Raw genomic sequence first — 16,738 nt, forward strand, 5'->3', positions numbered from 1 at the left:
GTACACCGTGATGCCTCGATCCGTTCCTCAACCCGGCCAGCCCGCGCGACGTTTTCGCTGGCCGCCGGGCATGCCGCAAATTGCGGCGCTGATTCTGGTGCTGCTGGTCGACAGTCTTGTCGCACCGCACTTTTTCCAGATAACGCTACAGGATGGCCGCCTGTTCGGCAGCCCGATTGATATCCTCAACCGCGCGGCGCCCGTGGCGCTGCTGGCGATTGGCATGACGCTGGTGATTGCCACCGGCGGGATCGATCTTTCTGTGGGTGCGGTAATGGCGATTGCCGGGGCGACCGCGGCTTCAATGACCGTGGCCGGGCATAGCCTGTCGGTGGTACTGCTGGCGGCGCTAGGTTCCGGCGTGCTGGCCGGGCTGTGGAACGGCATCCTGGTCGCCATCCTCAAAATTCAGCCCTTTGTGGCGACGCTAATTTTGATGGTGGCCGGACGCGGCGTGGCGCAGCTCATCACCTCAGGGCAGATAGTCACCTTCGACTCGCCGTCGCTGGCGTGGATTGGCAGCGGCAAGTTTCTGCTGTTCCCGACGCCGGTGATGATCGCGCTGGTAACGCTGGTGATTTTTTGGCTGCTGGCGCGTAAAACCGCCCTCGGCATGTTTATCGAAGCAGTAGGGATTAACATCCGCGCGGCGAAAAACGCCGGGGTAAATACCCGCATCGTCGTGATGCTGGCCTACGTGCTGAGCGGTGTCTGCGCGGCCATTGCTGGTACCATTGTGGCGGCAGACATTCGTGGTGCCGATGCCAACAACGCCGGGCTATGGCTGGAGCTGGACGCCATTCTGGCGGTGGTGATCGGTGGCGGCTCGCTGATGGGCGGACGCTTCAACCTGCTGCTGTCGGTGGTCGGCGCGCTGATTATTCAGGGTATGAACACCGGTATTTTGCTCTCCGGGTTCCCGCCTGAACTGAATCAGGTAGTGAAAGCGGTGGTGGTGATGTGCGTGCTGATCGTCCAGTCGCCGCGCTTTATTCAGATGCTGAAAAGGGTACGCCGCGATGATAAAACGTAATTTACCGTTGATGATCACCCTGGGCGTGTTCATCCTCGGCTATCTCTATTGCCTGACCCAGTTTCCCGGCTTCGCTTCGACGCGGGTGATTTGCAACATTCTGACCGACAACGCCTTTTTGGGCATTGTGGCGGTGGGGATGACCTGTGTGATCCTCTCCGGCGGTATCGATCTCTCCGTCGGTTCGGTGATCGCCTTTACCGGCGTTTTCTTAGCGAAAGCGATTGGCTTCTGGGGGCTGTCGCCGCTGGTGGCATTCCCGCTGGTGTTGGCGATGGGCTGCGCCTTCGGCGCCTTTATGGGCTGGCTGATTGATGCTCTGAAGATCCCGGCGTTTATCATCACTCTGGCCGGGATGTTCTTCCTGCGCGGCGTCAGCTATCTGGTTTCCGAGGAGTCGATTCCTATCGATCATCCGCTCTACGATACCCTCTCCGGGCTGGCGTGGACCATTCCTGGCGGCGGTCGCCTGAGCGCGATGGGGCTGTTGATGCTGCTGGTAGTGATTCTGGGGATCTTTCTGGCTCACCGCACGCGCTTTGGCAATCAGGTGTATGCCATCGGCGGTAACGCCACCTCGGCGAACCTGATGGGGATTCCGACCCGCAGCACCATCGTACGCATCTATATGCTGTCGACCGGGCTGGCGACGCTCGCCGGTATCGTCTTCTCCATCTATACCCAGGCGGGCTACGCGCTGGCAGGCGTTGGGGTAGAACTGGATGCCATTGCTTCGGTGGTGATTGGCGGTACGCTGCTGAGCGGCGGCGTCGGGACAGTGCTCGGCACGCTGTTCGGTGTTGGCATTCAGGGGCTGATTCAGACCTACATCAATTTCGACGGCACGCTGAGCTCCTGGTGGACGAAAATCGCCATCGGCATTCTGCTGTTTATTTTCATTGCGCTCCAGCGCGCGCTGACGGTGCTGTGGGAGAACCGCCAGAACGCGGCGGTGACCCGCGTAAGCGCGGCAGTAACAAAGGACTAACACCCTGAAACACTAATGTTTTTCCGGTAGCAGCCGATACTAAATTTTTACGCCAAACAGTACCCCTGCTACCGGACAACACTATGATGCTAAAAACGCTCTCTATCCGTACCGGCTTGCTGTCCCTGCTCGCCGTGATGACCCTGCTGCTGGTTTTAGTCAGCGGCATCGGCATTTATGCCCTCACCAAAAGCTCCACTTCTCTGCAACGCATTGACCATCTGCAAAGCGACCAGATAACCCAGCTAAACGAAGGTTACACGCTGTTATTACGCGCGCGTAATGAAGCCAGCCAGGCGGTCCGCCTGATGGAAATCGGGATGCTCGATGATGCCACCAGGGCGGTAAAAGTCCTCAACGGTGAAGTTGTCCAGGGGCAGAAGATTATTACCGACGTGGGTCACTCCTCGATGGATGACGCCGACGGCGCGCAGCTGTTGGCGAACGTAATGAAAAGCTTTGAGACCTACAATACTCAGGGGATTGTGCCAATGCTGGCGGCGCTGAATCAGCAAAACGTCGACGGCTATTACGATCTGCTGGAAAAGACCATGATCCCGGTCTCTCGCCAGTTTGACGATGCGATCCGCGCGTTCCAGGACTGGGGCGAGTCTCGCGGCCAGATTGAAATCTCGGCGGTGCACAGCACCAAAAACCGCGTGCTGGTACTGATGGTTATCGCCATTCTCCTGACCGCAGGCGTGATGGCGCTGGGCTGGCTGCAACTGCGCCACCTGCTGCTTAAACCGCTGGCGGCGGCGATTGGTCAATTGGAGCAAGTAGCGGCGGGGGACTTAACCCATTCACCGCTGAAGGCGAGCAGTGCGGAGATTAAGCGCCTGAACGTGGCGATTACCGGCATGCGTGAATCGATGATGAATTCGGTGATGCGCGTGCGCGATGCCAGCTCGCAGATTGACGTTGGCAGCCGTGAACTGACGGCAGGCAACAACCATCTGGCGCAGCGCACCGAGTCGACGGCGACGTCGCTTGAACAAACTGCCGCCAGCATGGAAGAGATCACCGCCACCGTGAAGCAGAACGCCGATAACGCCGACCAGGCGCACAAGCTGGCGCAGGAGGTGTCCGATACCGCCGATCGCGGCAGCGAAATGGTCTGCTATGTGATTGAAAAAATGCAGGATATTGCCGGCAGCGCCAACCGCATCGCCGATATCCTCAGCGTGATTGACGGAATTGCCTTCCAGACTAACATTCTGGCACTGAACGCCTCGGTGGAAGCGGCGCGTGCGGGCGAGCAGGGGCGCGGGTTCGCGGTGGTGGCTGGCGAAGTGCGTAATCTGGCAAGCCGCAGTGCGGATGCCGCCAAAGAGATTCGTCAGCTGATTTCTGCCTCACAAACCCACGTCAGCGAAGGCAGTGACCTTGCGCAGCAGGCGGGGGAAACCATGGATGAGATTGCCAGCGAAGTGATGCGCATGACCAAGCTGATGCGCGAGATTGCCAGCGCGTCGCAGGAGCAGAGTCGCGGCATTGAGCAGGTGAATATTGCGGTGAGCCAGATGGATGAGACGGCGCAGCAGAACGCCGCGCTGGTGCAGCAATCGTCGGCGGCAACCCGCTCGCTGGAAGAACAGTCGCAGGCTCTGGTGGCCGCGATGTCGTCGTTCCGGTTGCAGGTGTCGTAGCGAGGTTTCCCCTCACCCTAACCCTCTCCCCATAGGGGAGAGGGGACCGTCCGGTTTTCTCCCTCGCCCCTTTGGGGAGAGGGCCGGGGTGAGGGGCCACCCAACTTCTGACGAATTACGCGTCCGGGAACTCGCGAATCAAACGCTCAACGTCTTCCACCATATGGTCGTTACCCACGAAGAACGAACGACGCTGGTGCAGCGTTTCCGGCACGATATCCAGAATACGCTCTTTCCCATCGCTGGCTTTACCGCCTGCCTGTTCCGCGAGGAACGCCATCGGGTTGCACTCATACAGCAGACGCAGCTTCCCTTCCGGGTGGCTGGCGGTGCTTGGGTACAGGTAGATCCCGCCTTTCAGCAGGTTGCGGTGGAAATCGGCAACCAGAGAACCGATGTAGCGTGAGGTGTACGGGCGCTGCGTGGACTTATCTTCTTCCTGGCAGAACTTGATGTACTTCTTCACCCCGTTCGGGAACTTGATGTAGTTACCTTCGTTGATGGAGTAGGTGCTACCGCGCTGAGGGAAGCGCATACGCTCCTGGCACAGACAGAACACGCCCAGCGACGGGTCGTAGGTAAAGGCATGCACACCGCAGCCGGTGGTGTACACCAGCATGGTGGAGGAACCGTAAACCACGTAACCCGCAGCCACCTGACGGTTACCCGGCTGTAGGAAATCTTCTTCGGTGACAGGCGTGCCTACTGGGGTAACGCGGCGGTAGATAGAGAAGATAGTACCGACAGAGACGTTAACGTCGATATTAGATGAGCCATCCAGCGGGTCCATCAGGACTACATACTTCGCATGTTCGCAGCCGTCGAATACGACAATTTCGTCTTCTTCTTCGGAGGCGATACCAGCGACGATGTCACGGGCGCGCAGCGCGGCTTTCAGCTTCTCGTTTGCGAACAAATCGAGCTTTTGTTGTACTTCTCCCTGTACGTTTTCTGCGCCGCTGGCACCCAGGATATCGACCAGGCCGGCCTTGTTGATATCGCGGTGGATGATCTTGGCACCTAACTTTATTGCCGACAACAAAGCAGTGAGCTCACCGGTAGCATGAGAGAACTCGTGCTGCTTTTCGACAATAAATTCACCTAACGTTTTCATAACACTTTCCCTGACAGTGGATGTTGAGTAAAACGACTGCAACAATCTTAACAAAGAATAAAAAAAATTCGCACAGGTGAATCGCGCCAGCAAACTACGGAATATCCTTAAATGCATTTCTATGACGGCAAACATATGGGTAAAATGTGAGGTAGATAAAAAAAGGATAGTGACGTATGCGCATTCATATTTTGGGTATTTGTGGCACCTTCATGGGCGGTCTGGCGATGCTGGCTCGTTCGCTGGGTCATGAAGTCACGGGTTCGGATGCCAATGTGTATCCCCCGATGAGCACGCTGCTTGAAAAGCAAGGCATTGATTTAATTCAGGGATATGACGCAAGTCAGCTCGACCCGCAGCCGGATCTGGTGATCATCGGCAACGCCATGACGCGCGGTAATCCGTGCGTAGAAGCGGTGCTGGAGAAGAACATTCCGTACATGTCCGGCCCGCAGTGGCTGCACGACTTCGTGCTGCGCGACCGCTGGGTTGTGGCGGTTGCCGGTACCCACGGCAAAACCACCACCGCCGGTATGGCGACCTGGATCCTCGAAGAGTGCGGCTACAAGCCGGGCTTCGTCATCGGCGGCGTGCCGGGTAACTTCGAGGTTTCCGCGCGTCTGGGCGACAGCTCGTTCTTCGTGATTGAAGCCGATGAATACGACTGCGCGTTCTTCGATAAGCGTTCTAAATTCGTGCATTACTGCCCGCGTACGCTGATCCTCAACAACCTTGAGTTCGATCACGCGGACATCTTCGACGATCTGAAAGCTATCCAGAAACAGTTCCACCACCTGGTACGCATCGTTCCGGGTCAGGGTCGCATTATCCTGCCGGAAAACGACGCGAACCTGAAACAGGTGATGGCGATGGGCTGCTGGAGCGAGCAGGAGCTGGTGGGCGAACAGGGCCATTGGCAGGCGAAGAAACTCAATACCGATGCCTCCGAGTGGGAAGTGCTGCTCGACGGTGAAAAAGTCGGCGAAGTGAAGTGGGGCCTGGTCGGCGAACACAATATGCATAACGGGCTGATGGCGATTGCCGCCGCGCGTCATGTCGGTGTCACCCCAGCCGATGCTGCCAACGCGCTGGGCAGCTTTATCAACGCCCGTCGCCGCCTGGAGCTTCGTGGCGAAGCTAACGGCGTTTGCGTTTACGACGACTTCGCGCATCACCCAACGGCTATCCTCGCGACGCTGCAAGCGCTGCGCGGCAAAGTCGGCGGTACCGCGAAAATTATTGCCGTGCTGGAACCACGCTCGAACACCATGAAAATGGGCGTCTGCAAAGACGACCTGGCGCCGTCTCTGGGCCGCGCGGATGAAGTGTTCCTGTTGCAGCCGCAGCACATTCCGTGGCAGGTCGCGGAAGTGGCGGAAGCCTGCGTGCAGCCTGCACACTGGAGCGCTGACGTTGACGCGCTGGCCGATATGATTGTGAAGAGCGCCGAGCCTGGCGACCATATTCTGGTGATGAGTAATGGCGGCTTCGGCGGCATTCATCAGAAGCTGCTCGATGGGCTGGCGAAGAAAGCGCAGCAGGAGTAATTCGCTGATGTTGCGCTGAGCGGGTTTTCCCCCCTCACCCTAACCCTCTCCCCGCGGGGGAGAGGGGACCGATCGAGCAGCTAGCACGGTTGGTTTTCTCCCTCGCCCCTTTGGGGAGAGGGCCGGGGTGAGGGGGTACCCGCTAGATCTAGTCCTTTTCCCGGAACCCCAAAATGCTCACCGCCAAAAAAATCACCTCAACCGACTCCGTTCTATTCCCCCCGCTGGACACCCTATACACTCAAGCCTTCCCCTGGCACGAACAGCGCGAACTCCCCGCTAAACAGCGAGCACTCAACTCCCCGCACTACGCGCTGGAAGCGTGGTTCGACGGTGAGCAGTTTATTGGCATGAGCGGATGCTGGGCGTTTGACGGCTACGTCTACATTGAACATCTGGCGGTCGACAGTAGCCTACGCTCCCAGGGCTACGGTAAACGTCTGCTAGGACAGATCCTCGAACGTGCGCCGAAAACCATTCTGGAAATCGACCCGCTGACCACCGACATTGCCCACAAGCGTCTGCGCTTCTATGAAAGCATGGGATTCTTCGCCAACCCGTGGCCGCATGCCCACCCGACTTATCATGCGGGTATCGCCGATCACGAGCTGATCGTGCTGAGCTATCCGCAGCCGATTGACGAGGCGCAGTACCAGCGTTTCAACCATGATTTGTGCCGGGTTGTGATGGCGTGATGTGATTATCCAGATGAAATAAAGGCATGCCGTAATGCAGATTGGGTATTATATTAATATCCTCCATGAAATTTCCCGTACTGATTTCATCTTTACAATATAAGAGGTCTTGTGCCACATTGTATTTTTACATGGAGGTTTTATGTATTCATATCCTGAACGAGTGTCTATTAAAGATAATAAACTTGAAATGATTGCAATTGCATTTATCTTAACGTTATTGGCTATTATTTTTTCTATTCTTACATTTATATTGCAAATTATTTCCCATACATATGGGATAGGTGTATATATTGGCGCTGTTTATAGCATCCTTTTCTTACTCGCCATTGTGTTTCTATCAATTAGTTCTATTATGAGTCTGGCGGGAATATGTTCGTCTGGTTATCGGGTGAGATCATTTTTCATATTTATTGTGTCGTCCCCGATCCTTATTGCTGAACTGTTTATCTTCAGTCGTACTCTTAGCTAAAATGCGGTAGGGTATGACGGCACATACCCTACCACGTTCTTTGAACGTTATCGCCGCGATAACGTATTGATGCTTTTTCTGGTCAGCCCTTGCAGGGGATTCCAGCTGTCGATACCTTTCACCGCCCTAAGATAGTATGCGGTATTTGCAGAAGTGCTGCATATATACATATAAACGAAATTCATAAGTTTATCGAGAACGTTAAGATTCACATTCATTAACCCTTCAATGAGACTGATCAGTAAATTAACAACTATAGCTGTGATAAATAACACGAGCCCTTTTTTCCAAAGACCAAGAATACAAAAATACAAGAATCCAAATATAAAGGCATATCCATTGCAATGAATTCGCGTTCTCCTCGAGAAACTTAGTTGGCCGAGCGCCGCTCGGTAAGAGTCCATTCCGGGTAGCCCATGTTGATTGAAAAATTTAAATCGATCGCGCCATTTTTCACTGAACTCATTATTCGCCATAAATCATCCTTTATTCATTGCTGGTTTTTGGCGAGATTAACATTGAAAATGAATAAGATCAATTTAGCTGTGATCAAGGAATAGTGAATACTATATTATTTTATGATATTAAGGCTGTGATAATTCATAGTGGAAATAGATTTTTAAATATTTATTTTAGTCGTCATAAAAATGCCCTGAAAACAGGGCATTTTACAGAGGCTTAATCCTGGTTTTCAGTCAGTTCGCGCAGATACTGGAAAATCTGGCGGGAAGATTTTGGCGGCTTGTTGCCCGCTTTTTCTTTCCTGGCGTTACGCACCAGCGAACGCAGCTGCTGACGGTCGGCGTCAGGCCACAGGTTCATCACTTCTTCGATGGCTTCATCGCTACCGTCAACCATGCGGTCACGCAGTTGCTCCAGTTTATGGAAAACAACAACCTGCTGGTTGTGGCGGTTTTTTAGCTTATCCAGCGCCTGACGGAAAGGTTCTACGTCGCGCTGACGCAGCATTTTACCAATTAGCTGCAGCTGGCGGCGGCGGCCTTCCATCTTGATACGCTGCGCCAGCTCAATGGCGGCGCGCAGGTCGGCGTCCAGCGGGATTTTATCCAGGGCATTTTTACCTAGGTCAACCAGCTCTGCCCCAAGCTTTTTCAGCTCTTCGGCATCACGCTTAATTTCACTCTTGCTGACCCAGATAATTTCATCATCTTCGTCCTCGATATCATCACCGGGGACGTCGTCGAGCCAGTCTTCGGGCTGCTTTGTCATTTCAGGCTCCTTAAAAAAGAGGCTAATACTAACAGCTTGAGCGCATACTGAGAAAGGGTTCTCTGTTAGACTTCATTTAACTTTACCTCAGATTATGGCTTAGACGATGAAAGTGATCACACAAGTTGCACAACAACGTATTGCGCTGGAAAAAGCGGTCTCTACGGCGCTGGAGCTGGCAGCCAGTCAATCAGACGGCGCGGAAGTGGCGGTCAGCAAGACCACCGGTATCGGCGTAAGCACCCGTTATGGTGAAGTCGAAAACGTCGAATTCAATAGCGACGGGGCGCTGGGGATCACCGTTTATCACCAAAACCGTAAAGGCAGCGCATCGTCCACCGACCTGAGCCCGGATGCTATCGCCCGTACCGTGCAGGCGGCGCTGGACATCGCGCGCTACACCTCGCCGGACCCCTGCGCTGGCGTAGCAGACAAAGAGCTGCTGGCCTTTGACGCCCCGGATCTTGACCTGTTTCACCCGGCGGAAGTCTCCCCGGATGAAGCCATCGAAATGGCGGCCCGCGCTGAGCAGGCTTCCCTGAAGGCTGACAAACGTATTACCAACACCGAAGGCGGCAGCTTCAACAGCCACTACGGTATTAAAGTCTTCGGCAACAGTCACGGTATGTTGCAAAGCTACTGCTCAACCCGTCACTCCCTTTCAAGCTGCGTGATTGCCGAAGTGAACGGCGACATGGAGCGTGACTACGCCTATACCATCGGCCGTGCGCTGGGTGACCTGAAGTCACCGGAATGGGTCGGTGAAGAGTGCGCGCGCCGCACCTTGTCTCGCCTGGAGCCGCGCAAGCTCTCCACCATGAAAGCGCCGGTAATTTTCGCTAATGAAGTGGCGACCGGGCTGTTCGGCCATCTGGTCGACGCGATTGCTGGTGGTTCGGTTTATCGTAAATCGACCTTCCTGCTGGACTCTCTCGGCAAGCAAATTCTGCCTGAATGGCTGACTATTGAAGAGCATCCGCATCTGCTGAAAGGGCTGGCCTCCACGCCGTTTGACGGCGAAGGCGTGCGCACCGAGCGTCGCGACATCATCAAAGACGGTGTGCTGACTCAGTGGCTGCTGACCAACTACTCCGCGCGTAAACTGGGCCTGAAGAGCACCGGCCACGCGGGCGGCATCCACAACTGGCGTATTGCCGGTCGCGGCCTAAGTTTTGAAAAGTTGCTTAAAGAGATGGGCACGGGTCTTGTCGTGACTGAACTGATGGGGCAGGGTGTTAGCGGCATCACCGGCGACTACTCTCGCGGTGCATCCGGCTTCTGGGTTGAGAACGGCGAAATTCAGTATCCGGTGAGTGAAATCACCATCGCTGGCAATCTGAAAGACATGTGGCGCAATATGGTCACCATCGCCGACGATATTGAGACACGCAGTAATATTCAATGTGGTTCCGTACTGCTTCCGGAGATGAAAATCGCCGGACAGTAATCACGTATTGGGCGCATCCTGCTGCGCCCGTTCGCTTAAATAATAAAAAGGAAGTGAGCAATGCGTAAAAAACTGGTAGCGATGCTGGCGGTCTCCGCGCTGGCGCTGGGTTCGGCTTCTGCCTTTGCTGACCTGGGCGAAGATATGGACACCCTGGCGGAAAATCTGCAGGTGGTGCAGAAGACCACCGACGCGGGTGAACTGAAAGCAGCACTGACGAAAATGCGTACCGCTGCTGAAGACGCTAAAAAAGAGACCCCGCCGAAGCTGGAAGGCAAAGCGGCAGACAGCGCAGAAATGAAAGACTATCGCCATGGTCTGGATACGCTGATTGGTCAGATTGACGGTGCAATGAAGCTGGCGAACGAGGGCAAAGTTAAAGAAGCCCAGGCCGCTGCAGAAGATTTCAAAGCCACCCGCAACGAGAACCACAAGAAGTTCCGCTAATCCTGTCTCCGGAAGGTGTCGCCTGACACCTTCCGTCTTTCTCCCCCGAAAAACTTCACCGATATCACATTTTTCACCTCCGTTTTGCCATTCGCATTTCCAATGACCTTGTCCCACAGACGTGACATTCATCACGCGAATATATCGAAATCGTTATTTTCGTGGTGAATGTGTGAATCCGATCACTCAAGCCGTCTACCTTTCCACTTCGAAGTGGAAAACAACTCGCTACAAACTCCCACCCCCCGGCGTTAGGTTTATCCCCAGAGACATTAGCGGGGTAACACGAGTGAATAACGGAGCGGTAATACACGACGCAGGGGAGCAGGCGCTACAGACCGAACGGCTGGCCGACAAGATGTTGCAGCAGGTGTTCGCACTGTTACGCCGCCGCGGTATCACCCCTAACGACGTGCAGGAGCAAATGCTGACCTCCCACGTGCGGGCCATGGCCCACCGGTCTATCAGCGGCGAGCCGCTGCCGGAAGTGGATGAAAGCCTGTTTGAAGAGATTTCTGACGATTCAATGATGCTTGCCCGCGAAGTGGTCGCGGAGTTCGGCAACCTGCCTGATGAAGAGGCCTGGCTGCTCTCCGTTCACTTCGAAGTAGCAAAAGACAACCTGTAAGGAGCAACAAATGGAACAGATCACCGTAGTAATTGGCGACCGCCTGGGTAAAGGACAAAAAGTTGCCGCTGGCGCGGAAAAAGCCGGTGCTCGTGCAGTTGTGGTACCGGGAGTCGCCGCCGACATGAAGCTGGGCGACATGATGAAGGCCGAGAACGCGACCTTCGGTATCTCCTTCTGCGGTAGCGGCGGCGCGGGTGCTATCACCGCGCAGACCAAATATGGCTACAAAGCGAAATACGGCATGCGTTCAGTGGAAGAGGGTGTCACCGCCATCAACGAAGGCTGCAACGTGCTGGGCTTCGGCTTTATGGACAAAGAAGAGCTGGGCGAACGCCTGGTAGAGGCCTGGAAGAAGAAGTACGGCGCTTGATATGAAAGAGCAATTCACCACCACGGTGAGGGTCACGGGCAAAGGCGAAAGCAAAACACGGGCGTTCGCCGATGCTCTGAACCACGTGCAGGCAGCGGTGATGAAAACATCATCGCGCATCTTACTGCGTATTGAGCCACAGGATGTGCAGGTCGTTCATGCGCGCGAAACGGTACGAAAAGAGGCGTTCTTATTCTTCTTTTTGCGCCGTGAACGACGAGCGTACAGCGTGGAGCTGGACGTGACCGTCAACGTGACTGCCATCGATATCGATAAAGTGGATTTCGTCACGCAAACCTGATTTTCACCAAAGGGTCAGACTATGTTCCTGATAATTTTAATAAAATCGCTCATCATCGGCGGCCTGGTTGGCGTCGGCGTGGGCGCCGGAGCGGCACGCATGTTTCACGCGCCCACCACGCAGGGGATGGGGGCGTTTCGTACGTTGGGCGAGCTGAACTCCTGTGAAGGCGATCCGGCTTCCCACTTCTCCTTTGGCCTCGGCTTCTTCTTTAACGCCTGGGCTTCTTCCGTCGCAGCAGGTTCCTTCACCCAGGACGTTGACCACCGCATTATCCCGAACTGGGGCGCGGCGGCACTGATGGTGAAAAATCGCAACGTCGGTGAGACGCTGCATGATCCACGCAAAATGGCGATTGCCTGCGGCATCATCGGCATGATCGTAGTGGCCTTCCTTAACCTGACGGCATCTTCCGTACCGCAAGCGCTGCAGGTGACTGCCGTTAAGGTGCTGGTTCCGGCAGCCAACCTGCTGGTGAACACCGTGATGCCGGTTATTTTCTGGCTGGCGGCGATTGATGCCGGTAAGAAATCAGGCTTCTGGGCCACCATCTTCGGCGGCGCGGCGCAGCTGATTATGGGTAACGCCGTACCGGGCCTGGTGCTGGGTATTCTGATTGGTAAAGGCGTTGAAGAGAGCGGCTGGCATCGCGTCACTAAAGTGATGATGGGCGCCATCGTTGCGCTGTTTGTCCTGAGCGCCTTCTTCCGCGGCTTTGACATGAAGATGATTGAATCCTTCCACCTGACCGTACCGAACTGGCTGGATCTGATCCACAGCTCAATCAGCGGCAAATAACGGGAGCCTGACATGGAACAAAATAAAGGTTTTTGGTATGCCGACTGGTCGTTCCCGATCTTCGTTGGCCTGCTCTCTTCCGGCGTGTTCGCCGGGACGCATATGTACTACCTCTACGGCATTGGCGCCTTCAACGAAGTGGCCTTCGTGGCGATGCTGAAAGCCGGGATTGATACCGGGGCTTACGGCGCGGTGGCGGCGTTCGGCGCGAGCTTCCTGTTCGCCCGTATCATCGAAGGTTCGCTGGTGGGGATTCTCGACATCGGCGGCGCGATTCAAACGGGCGTAGGCCTCGGCGTTCCGGCGCTGCTGTTGGGCGCGGGCATCATGTTCCCGGTGACCAACTTTATCGCCTCCCTGATTACCGGGCTGGTGATTGGTCTGGCGATTGGCTACATCATCATTCTGGCGCGTAAGTTCACCATCAACCAGAGTGACTCCACCTACGGGGCCGACGTGATGATGGGCGCGGGTAACGCCTCCGGCCGCTTCCTTGGCCCGTTGATTATCCTCAGCGCCATGACCGCTTCGATTCCTATCGGCGTGGGCTCGCTGATTGGCGCGCTGATTTTCTATGTCTGGCAGAAGCCGATTACCGGCGGCGCCATTCTGGGCGCGATGCTGCTGGGCTCTATCTTCCCGGTCGCGATTAGCTAAACCTTGCGGGCGCTTTAGCGCCCGCCTTAACAGGAGAGAGATATGTTTGATTTACTCCTGCGCCGTGCGCGCCTCGTCGACGATACCCTGACTGATATCGCCATGAAGGACGGTTCAATCGCGGCGCTGGGCGAGATTAGCGCGCCTGCCCTTAAAACCATCGACCTTGATGGCAAATACTACGCCAGCGCGGGCTGGATTGATTCTCACGTCCACTGCTACCCGAATTCCCCGATTTACCACGACGAACCGGATAGCGTCGGTATCGCCACCGGTGTCACCACCGTGATTGATGCTGGCAGCACAGGTGCCGATGACGTGGATGATTTCTACCAGTTGACCCGCAAAGCGGCAACCGACGTCTATGCGCTGCTCAACATTTCCCGCGTCGGACTGATTGCCCAGAACGAACTGGCCAATATGGCCAATATCGATGCGGAAGCGGTGAAGCAGGCGGTGGCGCGCCATCCGGACTTTATCGTCGGTCTGAAAGCGCGCATGAGCAGCAGCGTGGTCGGCGAAAACGGCATTACGCCGCTGGAGCGGGGCAAATCCATTCAGAAAGAAAACGGCGACCTGCCGATGATGGTGCACATTGGCAACAACCCACCAAACCTTGATGAAATTGCCGAGCTGTTGAGCTCTGGCGACATCATCACCCACTGCTACAACGGTAAACCGAACCGTATTCTGACGCCGGAAGGCGAACTGCGCGGCTCCATCGTGCGGGCCTTAAAACGCGGCGTACGTCTCGACGTCGGCCACGGCACCGCGAGCTTTAGCTTTGAAGTGGCCCGCCGGGCGATTGCGATGGGCATTCTGCCGCACACCATCAGCTCCGATATCTACTGTCGTAACCGCATCGACGGCCCGGTGCGCTCGCTGGCGCTGGTGATGTCGAAATTCCTCGCCATTGGTATGTCGCTGCCGCAGGTCATTGACTGCGTCACGGCGAACGCCGCCGAGGGGTTACGCCTGACGCACAAAGGTCGTCTGGCGGTGGGCTATGACGCGGACCTGACGCTGTTTACCGTGGCCCAGACCCCAACGGTACTGGTCGATGCCGAAAAAGAGAGCCTTCAGGCTGACAAAATTTTGCTGCCGCTTGCCGCGATTCGCGCGGGCAAGGGCTATCTGACCGAACAAGGGAGTGCGGAAAATGCCTTCGATTTTTGAGAAATACGATTTAAAACAGGTGATTAACACCTCAGGCCGTATGACGATTCTTGGCGTCTCTACGCCGCGTCCGGAAGTGGTAGAAGCCGCGATGGCGGGTATGAACCAGTACTTCGAGATGAAAGATCTGGTGAATAAAACCGGCGCCTACATTGCGAAGCTGCTGGACGTAGAAGGGGCGACCGTCGTCTCCTGCGCCTCCGCCGGGATTGCGCAGTCGGTGGCGGCGGTGCTGGTAAAAGACAGCGACTGGCTACTGGAAAACCTGCACGTTACCCCAATTGAAAACAACGAAATCGTGCTGCCGAAAGGCCACAACGTCAACTTCGGCGCTCCGGTCGGCACCATGGTAGCGTTGGGCGGCGGTAAGCTGGTGGAAGCAGGCTACGCCAACGAATGTTCTGCCGATCAGCTAGCGGCGGCGATTACTCCGTGTACCGCAGCGATTCTTTACATCAAATCTCACCACTGCGTGCAGAAAAGCATGCTCGACGTGGCACAGGCCGCGGCGGTGGCACGCAGTCATAATCTGCCGCTGATCGTCGATGCGGCGGCGGAAGAGGATCTACAGGCCTACTACCGTGCGGGCGCGGATCTGGTTATCTACAGCGGTGCGAAGGCCATTGAAGGGCCAACCAGCGGGCTGGTTATCGGTAAAACCCAGTACGTTGAGTGGGTTAAGCGTCAGTCGAACGGTATTGGCCGCGCTATGAAGGTGGGCAAAGAGGGCATTCTTGGCCTCACCTGCGCCATTGAACATTACCTGACGGCGACCAAAGAGAGCGGCGAAGAGATGGTGGCGAAGATGACACCGTTCATCGAAGCGCTGAATACGCTCAACGGTGTGACCGCTCGCGTGGTGTGGGACAGCGCAGGCCGTGACATTGCACGCGCCGAGATTAAATTTGATGAAGCCGTGACCGGCGTGCACACCGGTGACCTGGTGGCGGCGCTGAAGCAGGGCGAATACGCCATTTACTTCCGCGGTTACAAGGCCAACGAAGGCATTATTGAAGCCGATGTCCGCAGCGTGGATGCACAGCAGCTGGAGATTGTCTCCCGCCGTATTGCTGAAGTCTTAAACCAGGAGAAAAAAGCATGAAACTGACCCCAAACTTTTACCGTGACCGCGTTTGCCTGAACGTTCTGGCAGGCAGCAAGCAGAACGCCAGCGAGATTTACGAAGCGGCGGAAGGTCATGTGCTGGTGGGTGTGCTCTCCAAAAACTATCCGGACATCGCCAGCGCGGTGGCCGATATGCGTGAATACGCGAAACTGATTGATAACGCACTGTCTGTAGGCCTGGGCGCGGGCGACCCGAACCAGTCGGCGATGGTCAGCGAAATCTCCCGCCAGGTGCAGCCGCAGCACGTTAACCAGGTCTTCACCGGCGTGGCAACCAGCCGCGCGCTGCTGGGTCAGAACGAAACCGTGGTCAACGGCCTGGTGTCGCCAACCGGCACCGTCGGCATGGTCAAAATCTCCACCGGTCCGCTCTCCAGCAACGCGCCAGACGGCATTGTGCCGCTGGAAACGGCGATTGCTCTGCTGAAAGATATGGGTGGCAGCTCGATTAAATACTTCCCGATGGGCGGTCTGAAGCATCGCGATGAGTTTGTTGCGGTAGCTGAAGCCTGCGCACGCCATGATTTCTGGCTGGAGCCAACCGGCGGTATTGACCTCGACAACTACGGCGAAATCCTGAAAATTGCGCTGGATGCTGGAGTTAGCAAAATTATCCCCCATATCTATAGCTCGATTATTGATAAGGCGAGCGGGAATACGCGTCCGGCGGATGTGCGTCAACTGCTGGAAATCACGAAACAGCTTGTTAAGTAGCGCGATTAACCCCCTCACCCTAACCCTCTCCCCACAGGGGAGAGGGTGTACGACCGGATACATAGGTAACACTTCAGACCGGGAACATAGGTAACACTTTCCTAGTCTATCCGGATAATACTACGGCTTTTCCGGTCATAGTAAGCAAGCGTTATTCCGTTAAAGATGATGGCCTCAACGCCATCATCTTTTTCTTCCAGCATGATGTATTCTCCCAGCAGCGCCTCGCTCAGGAACACTTCCTTACCGATGTGTATTACTCCTTTCGACATCACCCTGTACAGCCGTGCCCCCTCAGGCCACTCATATTCAGGGACCTTTCCATCCCAGCGACGCGATGAAGG

Annotated in this window: 18 protein-coding genes and 1 pseudogene; 15 read left to right on the forward strand and 4 right to left on the reverse strand. The window is 55.7% G+C overall.

Features of this window, described 5'->3' with window-relative positions:
- Nucleotides 1-7 precede the first annotated feature (7 nt).
- From ytfT to RDN66_RS02015, 3 genes are all read left to right on the forward strand, one after another.
- A complete protein-coding gene (gene ytfT, locus RDN66_RS02005) occupies nucleotides 8-1,033 on the forward strand; it encodes a galactofuranose ABC transporter, ATP-binding protein YtfT (RefSeq protein WP_202216683.1) in 1,026 nt (341 codons plus the stop codon).
- On the forward strand, nucleotides 1,020-2,021 hold the full coding sequence (gene yjfF / locus RDN66_RS02010; protein ID WP_308537490.1) for a galactofuranose ABC transporter, permease protein YjfF: 1,002 nt from the start codon (nucleotides 1,020-1,022) through the stop codon (nucleotides 2,019-2,021). Before ytfT ends, yjfF begins: the two co-directional genes overlap by 14 nt.
- A gap of 86 nt (nucleotides 2,022-2,107) precedes the next feature.
- Nucleotides 2,108-3,670, forward strand: a complete 1,563-nt coding sequence (locus RDN66_RS02015) for a methyl-accepting chemotaxis protein (protein ID WP_035896269.1) — start codon at nucleotides 2,108-2,110, stop codon at nucleotides 3,668-3,670.
- Nucleotides 3,671-3,785: 115 nt separating this feature from the next.
- Here RDN66_RS02015 and fbp read toward each other — a convergent pair whose 3' ends face one another.
- The gene (fbp, locus tag RDN66_RS02020) at nucleotides 3,786-4,784 is read right to left on the reverse strand and encodes a class 1 fructose-bisphosphatase (RefSeq protein ID WP_035892743.1); all 999 of its coding nucleotides are present in this window, start codon (nucleotides 4,782-4,784) and stop codon (nucleotides 3,786-3,788) included.
- Between the two features lie 176 nt (nucleotides 4,785-4,960).
- Here fbp and mpl point away from each other — a divergent pair, with 176 nt between their 5' ends.
- Entirely contained in the window at nucleotides 4,961-6,331 is a 1,371-nt protein-coding gene (gene mpl / locus RDN66_RS02025) for a UDP-N-acetylmuramate:L-alanyl-gamma-D-glutamyl-meso-diaminopimelate ligase (protein WP_202216681.1), read from the forward strand.
- A 173-nt stretch (nucleotides 6,332-6,504) separates the two neighbouring features.
- Nucleotides 6,505-7,026 (forward strand): GNAT family N-acetyltransferase, encoded by a 522-nt coding sequence (locus RDN66_RS02030; protein ID WP_035892745.1) that lies wholly within the window; start codon nucleotides 6,505-6,507, stop codon nucleotides 7,024-7,026.
- Nucleotides 7,027-7,545: 519 nt separating this feature from the next.
- Here the strand turns inward: RDN66_RS02030 and RDN66_RS02035 are convergent.
- Both RDN66_RS02035 and yjgA read right to left on the reverse strand, forming a co-directional pair.
- Nucleotides 7,546-7,974, reverse strand: a complete 429-nt coding sequence (locus RDN66_RS02035) for a DUF2628 domain-containing protein (RefSeq protein ID WP_202216680.1) — start codon at nucleotides 7,972-7,974, stop codon at nucleotides 7,546-7,548.
- A 202-nt stretch (nucleotides 7,975-8,176) separates the two neighbouring features.
- Nucleotides 8,177-8,728 (reverse strand): ribosome biogenesis factor YjgA, encoded by a 552-nt coding sequence (yjgA, locus tag RDN66_RS02040; RefSeq protein ID WP_035892747.1) that lies wholly within the window; start codon nucleotides 8,726-8,728, stop codon nucleotides 8,177-8,179.
- A gap of 106 nt (nucleotides 8,729-8,834) precedes the next feature.
- Between yjgA and pmbA the strand changes: the two genes are divergently transcribed.
- The 10 genes from pmbA to RDN66_RS02090 all read left to right on the forward strand — a co-directional run bounded on the left by pmbA (nucleotide 8,835) and on the right by RDN66_RS02090 (nucleotide 16,394).
- Nucleotides 8,835-10,175: a metalloprotease PmbA gene (pmbA, locus tag RDN66_RS02045; protein WP_308537491.1), complete on the forward strand. Its 1,341-nt coding sequence runs from the start codon at nucleotides 8,835-8,837 to the stop codon at nucleotides 10,173-10,175.
- 60 nt (nucleotides 10,176-10,235) lie between these two features.
- Nucleotides 10,236-10,622 (forward strand): cytochrome b562, encoded by a 387-nt coding sequence (gene cybC / locus RDN66_RS02050; protein WP_202216679.1) that lies wholly within the window; start codon nucleotides 10,236-10,238, stop codon nucleotides 10,620-10,622.
- Between the two features lie 289 nt (nucleotides 10,623-10,911).
- The gene (locus tag RDN66_RS02055; protein ID WP_035892751.1) at nucleotides 10,912-11,250 is read left to right on the forward strand and encodes a glycine dehydrogenase; all 339 of its coding nucleotides are present in this window, start codon (nucleotides 10,912-10,914) and stop codon (nucleotides 11,248-11,250) included.
- A 10-nt stretch (nucleotides 11,251-11,260) separates the two neighbouring features.
- A complete protein-coding gene (locus RDN66_RS02060) occupies nucleotides 11,261-11,623 on the forward strand; it encodes an SFCGS family glycine-rich protein (RefSeq protein WP_004206501.1) in 363 nt (120 codons plus the stop codon).
- Nucleotide 11,624: 1 nt separating this feature from the next.
- The gene (locus RDN66_RS02065) at nucleotides 11,625-11,924 is read left to right on the forward strand and encodes a DUF4312 family protein (RefSeq protein WP_202216678.1); all 300 of its coding nucleotides are present in this window, start codon (nucleotides 11,625-11,627) and stop codon (nucleotides 11,922-11,924) included.
- Nucleotides 11,925-11,945: 21 nt separating this feature from the next.
- Complete coding sequence (locus tag RDN66_RS02070; protein WP_123651112.1) at nucleotides 11,946-12,722, forward strand: DUF4311 domain-containing protein; 777 nt, start codon at nucleotides 11,946-11,948, stop codon at nucleotides 12,720-12,722.
- A 12-nt stretch (nucleotides 12,723-12,734) separates the two neighbouring features.
- Nucleotides 12,735-13,379 carry a DUF4310 family protein gene (locus RDN66_RS02075; RefSeq protein WP_035892755.1) on the forward strand — a complete coding sequence of 215 codons (645 nt, stop codon included), beginning with the start codon at nucleotides 12,735-12,737 and terminating at the stop codon, nucleotides 13,377-13,379.
- Between the two features lie 42 nt (nucleotides 13,380-13,421).
- Entirely contained in the window at nucleotides 13,422-14,555 is a 1,134-nt protein-coding gene (locus RDN66_RS02080; protein WP_202216677.1) for an amidohydrolase/deacetylase family metallohydrolase, read from the forward strand.
- Nucleotides 14,539-15,657: a DgaE family pyridoxal phosphate-dependent ammonia lyase gene (locus RDN66_RS02085; protein WP_202216676.1), complete on the forward strand. Its 1,119-nt coding sequence runs from the start codon at nucleotides 14,539-14,541 to the stop codon at nucleotides 15,655-15,657. Before RDN66_RS02080 ends, RDN66_RS02085 begins: the two co-directional genes overlap by 17 nt.
- Nucleotides 15,654-16,394, forward strand: coding sequence for a KDGP aldolase family protein (locus tag RDN66_RS02090; RefSeq protein ID WP_202216675.1), 741 nt, complete (start codon nucleotides 15,654-15,656; stop codon nucleotides 16,392-16,394). Before RDN66_RS02085 ends, RDN66_RS02090 begins: the two co-directional genes overlap by 4 nt.
- Nucleotides 16,395-16,495: 101 nt before the next feature.
- On the opposite strand, the pseudogene RDN66_RS02095 reads toward RDN66_RS02090, so the two are convergent.
- Nucleotides 16,496-16,738, reverse strand: a pseudogene (locus tag RDN66_RS02095) (hypothetical protein); the annotation flags it as partial.

Source organism: uncultured Kluyvera sp. (genome assembly GCF_902485085.1).
Taxonomy (GTDB): domain Bacteria; phylum Pseudomonadota; class Gammaproteobacteria; order Enterobacterales; family Enterobacteriaceae; genus Kluyvera; species Kluyvera ascorbata.

What these genes read in the sequence shown, in the direction of transcription:
- yjfF (WP_308537490.1), top strand. Translation starts at nt 1,020, where the DNA reads ATGATAAAACGTAATTTACCGTTGATGATCACCCTGGGCGTGTTCATC.
- RDN66_RS02015 (WP_035896269.1), top strand. Translation starts at nt 2,108, where the DNA reads ATGCTAAAAACGCTCTCTATCCGTACCGGCTTGCTGTCCCTGCTCGCC.
- fbp (WP_035892743.1), bottom strand. Translation starts at nt 4,784, where the DNA reads ATGAAAACGTTAGGTGAATTTATTGTCGAAAAGCAGCACGAGTTCTCT.
- mpl (WP_202216681.1), top strand. Translation starts at nt 4,961, where the DNA reads ATGCGCATTCATATTTTGGGTATTTGTGGCACCTTCATGGGCGGTCTG.
- RDN66_RS02030 (WP_035892745.1), top strand. Translation starts at nt 6,505, where the DNA reads ATGCTCACCGCCAAAAAAATCACCTCAACCGACTCCGTTCTATTCCCC.
- RDN66_RS02035 (WP_202216680.1), bottom strand. Translation starts at nt 7,974, where the DNA reads ATGGCGAATAATGAGTTCAGTGAAAAATGGCGCGATCGATTTAAATTT.
- yjgA (WP_035892747.1), bottom strand. Translation starts at nt 8,728, where the DNA reads ATGACAAAGCAGCCCGAAGACTGGCTCGACGACGTCCCCGGTGATGAT.
- pmbA (WP_308537491.1), top strand. Translation starts at nt 8,835, where the DNA reads ATGAAAGTGATCACACAAGTTGCACAACAACGTATTGCGCTGGAAAAA.
- cybC (WP_202216679.1), top strand. Translation starts at nt 10,236, where the DNA reads ATGCGTAAAAAACTGGTAGCGATGCTGGCGGTCTCCGCGCTGGCGCTG.
- RDN66_RS02060 (WP_004206501.1), top strand. Translation starts at nt 11,261, where the DNA reads ATGGAACAGATCACCGTAGTAATTGGCGACCGCCTGGGTAAAGGACAA.
- RDN66_RS02065 (WP_202216678.1), top strand. Translation starts at nt 11,625, where the DNA reads ATGAAAGAGCAATTCACCACCACGGTGAGGGTCACGGGCAAAGGCGAA.
- RDN66_RS02070 (WP_123651112.1), top strand. Translation starts at nt 11,946, where the DNA reads ATGTTCCTGATAATTTTAATAAAATCGCTCATCATCGGCGGCCTGGTT.
- RDN66_RS02075 (WP_035892755.1), top strand. Translation starts at nt 12,735, where the DNA reads ATGGAACAAAATAAAGGTTTTTGGTATGCCGACTGGTCGTTCCCGATC.
- RDN66_RS02080 (WP_202216677.1), top strand. Translation starts at nt 13,422, where the DNA reads ATGTTTGATTTACTCCTGCGCCGTGCGCGCCTCGTCGACGATACCCTG.
- RDN66_RS02085 (WP_202216676.1), top strand. Translation starts at nt 14,539, where the DNA reads ATGCCTTCGATTTTTGAGAAATACGATTTAAAACAGGTGATTAACACC.
- RDN66_RS02090 (WP_202216675.1), top strand. Translation starts at nt 15,654, where the DNA reads ATGAAACTGACCCCAAACTTTTACCGTGACCGCGTTTGCCTGAACGTT.